Genomic DNA, 3,779 nt, shown 5'->3' on the forward strand with positions numbered 1-3,779 from the left:
GCGGCCCTTCGAGAGCGGCCTGCGGCGGCGCCAGCGTCGGGTCGGCCAGGCGCGCGCGCTGGCGCTCGAAGTGCTGCTGGAACTCCACCGCCTGGGGGCCGCGCAGCAGCGTGAAGCGCCACAGCGCCAGGCGCGCGTGGGCGTCGTGCAGCTCCAGCGTGCCGACGCCGCCGTGCTCGTGCAGGACCAGCTCCAGCCCCGCATCCAGCGGCCACTGCCGCAGCACCGGCGCCTCGGCCGGGCCCGAGTAGCACAGCAGGCGCTCGCCGGTGAGCACCAACAGGCCGGGCGCAAACTCCAGCGCCGGCGTCAGGTCAACCTCCAGCGCCGCCACTGCGTTGTCGCCTTGCGCGAGCAGCTCGCGCGCCTGGGCTGCGAAAGGTCCGGGCAGGCCCACCGGGGCGCCCAAGGAAAGGTGTTGTTGCATGTCGTTGATCTGTGCCCGGACCGCCGGCGTGCCGGTGGCCCCCAAGCTGCGCCGCGGCTGCGGCAGCGCGGGCGGATGGCCCTCTAACGCACGGCCCGGGCCGGCGGCTGACAGCGCCGCGCCCCCGCGTCCCTGAAAATCCCTGTCCGCGCCAGCGCGCTGCGCCCCCGCCAACGATACCGCGCCCCGGCGCGCAAGGCCCCACCCGCCCCTTCCCCGCTGCTTTCCATGGCCACCTTCCAAGACATCCAACTGCTGCGCACGAACTACCTGCGCGGCCCCAGCATCTGGACCTACCGCCCCATCCTGGAGGTCTGGCTGGACCTGGGGCAGCTCGAGGACTACCCCTCCCACCTGCTGCCGGGCTTCAACCAGCGGCTGACCGCCTGGCTACCCGACCTGATCGAGCACCACTGCGGCGTGGGCGAGCGCGGCGGCTTCCTGCAGCGCCTGGAGGAAGGCACCTGGTGCGGCCACGTGCTCGAGCACATCGTGATCGAGCTGCTCAACCTCTCGGGCATGCCGGCGGAGTTCGGCCAGACGCGCGAGACCTCCAGGCGCGGCGTCTACCGCATGGTCTTTCGCTGCCCCGAGGAGGCGGTGGCGCGCGTCGCGCTGGCCCAGGGCCACCGCCTGATCATGGCGGCCATCAACGACCAGCCCTTCGACCTGCCGGCGGCCATCGCCGCCATCAAGACCGCCATCGACGACCGCTACCTCGGCCCGAGCACGGCCTGCATCGTCACCGCTGCCAGCGAGCGGCGCATCCCGCACATCCGCCTGAACGACGGCAACCTGGTGCAGCTGGGCTACGGCGCGGCGCAGCGGCGCATCTGGACGGCCGAGACCGACCAGACCAGCGCCATTGCCGAGGGCATCGCGCAGGACAAGGACTTCACCAAGCGGCTGCTGGCCTCTTGCGGCGTGCCGGTGCCCGAGGGGCAGGTGGTCAAGAGCGCCGACGAGGCCTGGGAGGTGGCGCAGCAGATCGGCCTGCCGGTCACCGTCAAGCCCTCGGATGGCAACCACGCGCGCGGCGTCACGCTGGAGCTCACGCGCGAGGCCGACATCCGGGCCGCCTTCGCGCTGGCCGAACCGGAAGGCTCAGAAGTGATCGTCGAGCGCTTCGTCGAGGGCGTGGAGCACCGGCTGCTGGTGGTCGGCGGCAAGGTGGTCGCCGCCTGCAAGGGCGAGACCGTGAGCGTCACCGGCAACGGCAAATCCACGCTGCGCGAGCTGGTGGAGCTGGAAAACCGGGACCCGCGCCGCGGCATCGAGCAGGAATACCCCTTGAGCCCCATCGACGTGGACGCCCCGGCGGTGCAACTCGAATTGCGGCGCCAGGACGTCACGCCCGACAGCGTCATCGAGCCGGGCCGCAGCATCCTGCTGCAAAGGAACGGCAACATGGCCATCGACTGCACCGACGAGGTGCACCCGGACGTGGCCTACTACGCGCAGCTGGCGGCAAGAATCGTCGGGCTGGACATCGCCGGCATGGACATGGTGCTCAAGGACGTCTCTCAGCCCATGAAGCCCCAGGGCGGCGCGATCCTGGAGGTCAACGCCGGGCCGGGCCTGCTGATGCACCTCAAGCCCACCAGCGGCACGCCGCGCCCGGTCGGCATGGCCATCGTCGACCACCTGTTCCCGCGCACCGAGGGCGGCTCCGGCGCCGGGCGCATCCCGATCGTGGGCATCGCCGGCACGCGCGAGAACGCCTTCATCGCCCGGCTGGTGGGCTGGCTGCTGCAGCTGTCGGGGCGCCTGACGGGCGTGGCCAGCAGCGAGGGCATGTTCCTCGCCAACCGACGCACGCAAGGCGGCAGCGCCGCGCACTGGGCCGGCGCGCACCGCCTGCTGACCAACCGCCTGGCCGAGGCCGCCGTGATCCAGACCACCGCGCGCTCCATCCTGGACGAGGGCCTGGCCTACGACCGCTGCCTGGTCGGCGTGGTCACCGACATGGACGGCTTCGAGCAGCTGGCCGACCACGACATCGCCGAGCTGGGCCAGATGCGGCGCGTGCTGCGCACGCAGATCGACGTGGTGCTGGAGGGCGGCGCCGGCGTGCTCAACGCCGACGTCGGCCCGGTGGCGGAGCTGGCCGAGCTGTGCGACGGCGAGGTGCTGCTCTACTCCACCCACGCCGACCATCCGCGCGTGGCGGCCCACCGCGCCAGCGCCCGCCAGGGCGGCAGCGGCGGCGAGGGGCGGGCCGTGTTCCTGCGCGGCGACCAGGTGGTGCTCGCCACCGGCGGCGCCGAGCGCGTGCTGGGCACGCTCGGGGCGCTGGCGTTGCCCGGGGGCGTGCGGCCCGACCCGGCGGCGCTGCTGGCGGCCATCGCCGCCGTCTGGGCCATGGACCTCACGCCGGAGCTGATCGCCGCCGGCATCAAGACCTTCGAGTACGCGGCCTGAACCCCGCCCTTTCCCCGCCCTTTCCTGCAGCGAGACCCCCATGGAAATCTCCCGCATCCGCGCCCTGCGCGGCCCCAACCTCTGGACGCGCAGCACCGCCATCGAGGCGGTGGTCCACTGCCCGGCCGGCGAGTGCGACCACCGCGCCCTGCCTGGCTTCGAGGACCGGCTGCGCGCGCGCTTTCCCGCGATCGGCGCGCTGCAGCCGCACGGCGCCGACCAGGTGCTGACGCTGGCGCACGTGCTGGAGGCGGCGGCCCTGCAGCTGCAGGCGCAGGCCGGCTGCCCCGTCACCTTCAGCCGCACCCATGCCACCGTGGAGGCCGGCACCTGGCAGGTGGTGGTGGAATACACCGAGGAAGCGGTCGGCCGCCTGGCCATGGAGCAGGCCGGCGCCCTGATCCAGGCGGCGCTGTCGGACGCGCCCTTCGATGCCGACGCGGTGATCGCGCAGCTGCGCGAACTCGACGAGGACGAGCGCATCGGCCCCTCCACCGGCGCGATCGTCGAGGCGGCGGTGGCGCGCGGCATCCCGTTCCGGCGCCTGACGCGCGGCTCGCTGGTGCAGCTGGGCTGGGGCTCGCGCGCGCGCCGCATCCAGGCGGCCGAGCTGGACACCACCAGCGCCGTGGCCGAGTCCATCGCCCAGGACAAGGACCTGACCAAGCGCCTGCTGCACGCCGCCGGCGTGCCGGTGCCGCTCGGGCGGCCCGTAGCGAATGCGCTGGAGGCCTGGCGCGTCGCCGAGGAGGTGGGCCTGCCGGTGGTGGTCAAGCCGCAGGACGGCAACCAGGGCAAGGGCGTCACCGTGAACATCACGACGCGCGAGCAGCTCGAGGCCGCCTACGCCACGGCGCGCGAGTACGGCAACGAGGTCATGGTCGAGCGCTTCCTGCCGGGCTACGACTTCCGGCTTCTGGTGGTGGGCCAG

Annotated in this window: 2 protein-coding genes and 1 pseudogene; 2 read left to right on the forward strand and 1 reads right to left on the reverse strand. The window is 73.1% G+C overall.

What is annotated here, in order from left to right; all coding sequences use genetic code 11:
• A pseudogene (locus tag A612_RS05440) lies at positions 1–427 on the reverse strand (cyanophycin metabolism-associated ABC transporter); the annotation flags it as partial.
• Between the two features lie 228 nt (positions 428–655).
• Here A612_RS05440 and A612_RS05445 point away from each other — a divergent pair.
• Positions 656–2,848, forward strand: coding sequence for a cyanophycin synthetase (locus A612_RS05445; RefSeq protein ID WP_019373526.1), 2,193 nt, complete (start codon positions 656–658; stop codon positions 2,846–2,848).
• A 40-nt stretch (positions 2,849–2,888) separates the two neighbouring features.
• A partial coding sequence (locus tag A612_RS05450; protein ID WP_019373527.1) for a cyanophycin synthetase family protein occupies positions 2,889–3,779 on the forward strand: 891 nt, incomplete at its 3' end.

Origin of the sequence: Melaminivora alkalimesophila (genome assembly GCF_000282995.1) — a bacterium.
Classification (GTDB): Bacteria; Pseudomonadota; Gammaproteobacteria; order Burkholderiales; family Burkholderiaceae_C; genus Melaminivora; species Melaminivora alkalimesophila.

Excerpts from the sequence above, each read along its gene's own strand:
- A612_RS05445 (WP_019373526.1), top strand. The coding sequence starts at position 656 with ATGGCCACCTTCCAAGACATCCAACTGCTGCGCACGAACTACCTGCGC.